A 3,412-nucleotide genomic window follows, 5' to 3' on the forward strand; every position below is an offset into this window, starting at 1 on the left:
ATAACACTCATTCCTTTTCGTTTTACAATCATCAGTTGACTATTTTTCTTTAGTTGCTCATCAATTTTTATCATTTTTTGAGCCTGGCATGCAAAAACAAAAAAGAATAAAAGAATGGTAATTGTAAGTAGTTTTTTCATTACTAAGCTTTTAATGTTTTATTTAAAATGTTCAGAATTTACCATATAATTATTTTTTTCACAAAAACATCCTTGTCGGTTGCAAATTGCAGCATATAATTTCCGGCTGGCAAATCATTGACATTGATGTTTGTGACATCACCAACTGTTTGAAGTGTTTTAACCTTTTGGCCATTGTTGTTATACAAACTGATTGTACCATTTTTTAAATCTGACGCTGTTTTTACACAGATGTAGTCAGTTGCCGGATTCGGATAAACCATCAATTTCCCATCCTGGTTGAGCAGTACCAATTCTGCCTCTGTTATGCTGTGTAATGACCAGAAATAGTAATATTTTACTTTTGGGCACCAATGGTTCAGTGTTTCATTCCATGTTTCGCGTGCATAGGCCTGTAGTCTGCCTTCCGAATCATATTGATACTCATTATGTTCAACCCGGGAAACATTGATAATTTTCCAGGTGCCGGCATTGTAATCCCATTCATAGTTTATTTCTTTTATCGCTTCCAGTGCTTCATTAAAAATGGTCTCATATTTATAATTGCCAATCCATTTATTGAGATACGAATCGTAGGAATAAGAAGCCTGAGAAGTTTGAATGCTATCGGCAATAAAGGTGTTTTCTTCTCTGTAAGCCGGAATCCAATCTTTTTTTTCATACTGCCACTGGTAATCAAAAGAGGTTAAGATATTCCCATTTTCATCATAAGTTTTCTCGGATTTATAACCTCCAATCCATCCATTAAAGTATTGATCCCAATAATAAGCTTCCGAGCGCGTCTGATTTCCATATTCATCGTATTCAAATTCCTCCTTGCTGATGTTATTCCAGTTAACAGATAAAGTATCTATGTACTGATCCCCTTCATTCCAGCTAAATGAATTCTTACTGATGATGTTTCCGTTTTCATCATAAACCATTTCGTTTTTATATTTAGAGAATACAATATATTCCTGTAAATAAGGGTCCCATCCGGATTGGGTTGAGGTAATAAGGTTGTTATTTTCATCAAATATTTCCTCTGTAAAACTTTCATGCATCCAAAGTTTTGATTTTGCAATATTGCAGGCCGAAAGATTATCCAGAAGCATGGACCCGGAATTTTCAGTGCCTGGTTCAGAAAATGCCTGGATTAAGATTTTTTCGATGTTTTTCAAACTTAATTGACCATCCACATAGTTTCTGGGGAAGATATAATTGAAGGGAACGACTAACACTTTCCAGAAGTTCGAAGTGTCACGCGGTAATTCATAATTATTGTATTCCCAAACTTCGCCATCGGATTCAATCAAAACAAAAACAAACTTCGCAACAGATGGCTCCAAAACTTTGTAGTTTACAGAAATTCCATCAAAGCCAGACATGTCCGCGCTGTTCAACAGTTCAAACTGACAAGCTCCGCCATAGTAGTTGATTTTTCCTGAAGAATGGTAGTCCCAACGGATGGAAGCAGCACCTTCCACAAAATCGGAATCGAGAACAGAACAGGTTTGTTCTGGGCACGACAGGTCGGTCCAAACGGTGTTAATATCCTCTTCTGTGTTAAAGCCATTAATTACTATTCCGGGAATAATGGAATCCTGTTTTATATAGGTAGTAAACTGATGAGATAATCCGTCATTTAAATATTTGCTGACAGATTTCTTCGATTCTTCCCAGTTGTCTTCCAGGTTGTTCCATGAGTAAATAATAGAATATTGTTCTGTTTGACTTATGATATAATTGGCCATTTTATACTCACCTATCCATTTTTTATTGTTTTGGTCCCACCAGTAGATGGCCATTTGTTTGGACCCATCCTGCTCAAAAACAGATTCATACTTGCTCTGAAAAATCCAGTCACCATGCATTTCGTCCCAGACTGAATTAATAATTAAAGTTACGTTTCCCGAAGAATCGTACGCTAATTGTTGTTTGTAATTGCCTCGCCAGTTGTTTGTTGAATAGTTCCATTCATAATATGCAAATAGCACCTGGTTTCCCCATTCATCCCAGGCATACTCATATTTTGTCCGGCCAATCCACTTTTCTGAATTGTTATCCCAGTTGAAGTAAGCAAACATTGTTCTTCTGCCATTTGAATCATACTCTATTTCATTCTTATAAACCGGAAGCCAGTCATTTATTTGTATGTCCCATAAATACTCCAGATACGAGGTATTTCTGTCGTTTTCATCATATAAGTATTCATTCTTTTCAACATAATGCCACTGCATGGTCAGGGTATCCAGTTCGTAGCTCCACACCAGGCCGCGCCGTCCATTTGCGTTATACGTGACAAAAATTTTTCCTGTAAGTACAGAATCAGTAGGACTTCTGAACGTAAATATACACAAGGAATCGATTAACAGGGTATCGGTTTGGGCCGATTTCAGTCTGCTTTCCCGAAGTTTGTCAATCAATTCCTTTCCCGGAAAATTATGCCGGGAAGAAATTATTAATCCTTTTTCTTCTGCCTGTAATTGTTTGATTTTCTCAGCAATGGAATTTAAAGAAAGTTCCTTTTGCAGTTCTTCCATTTTTTTCAACGGCTGACTAATATGGTTTTTTCCATAATCGGTTTCAGTTGTTGCTTTTTTAAGAATTTGAGGAAGAGGTTTTTGTGCAAATCCCATTAGTGGGATTAAGAGTATTAGAACCAGCGTAAAGTTTTTCATGATATTCATTTTAAAAGTTGATTTTTAAACCCTTAATTGTTTTATATTTATTTTGTTTTTATTGAATCAATACTTTTTTCGTTTCCGCTAACTGATTGGTTTCTAAGTGTAAAATGCAAATTCCTTTGGGCATTTCGTTTACCTGAATTGGGGTAAGATTGCTTGTTAAATTCAATTTTTTGAGCAACTGCCCTGTGCTGTTGAATAAACTGATAGTGCCTGAAATTTCATCAGTAAATAACCTGACAAAAATGATGTCAGTTGCCGGATTCGGATAAACTTCCACGAACCTGTTATAGGTTAAAACTTCCGGTAATCCGGTAATTCCGTGCGAAGACCAGAAGTAATAATGTTTTTCTTTGGGAAGCCATTGGTGCGCCGTTTCATCCCACGTTGTAATTTCATACGCGATTACATTCCCTTCTGAATCGGATAAAAACACTGAGTGCTGGGTGAAAATAACATCCTGCACGCTCCAGTTATTTAAATCAAAATCCCAGTTGTAAAATATGATTTTTATTTCTTCACCAAATTCATTAAAAAAGGTTTCATTTCTGTAATTGCCAACCAATTGCCCCTGTTCATAATTCCAGGAATACTTTGTTTCAGAGG

The 3,412-nt window shown here is 36.2% G+C and carries 2 protein-coding genes; both read right to left on the reverse strand.

The features are described from left to right. Positions 1–178: 178 nt before the first annotated feature. Positions 179–2,800, reverse strand: coding sequence for a T9SS type A sorting domain-containing protein (locus ACESMA_RS21395; protein ID WP_372950922.1), 2,622 nt, complete (start codon positions 2,798–2,800; stop codon positions 179–181). Positions 2,801–2,858: 58 nt separating this feature from the next. Then, positions 2,859–3,412 (reverse strand): T9SS type A sorting domain-containing protein (locus ACESMA_RS21400; RefSeq protein WP_372950923.1); only part of this gene is annotated, 554 nt, incomplete at its 5' end.

The organism is Mariniphaga sp., from assembly GCF_041687215.1.
In the GTDB taxonomy this organism is placed as follows: domain Bacteria; phylum Bacteroidota; class Bacteroidia; order Bacteroidales; family Prolixibacteraceae; genus Mariniphaga.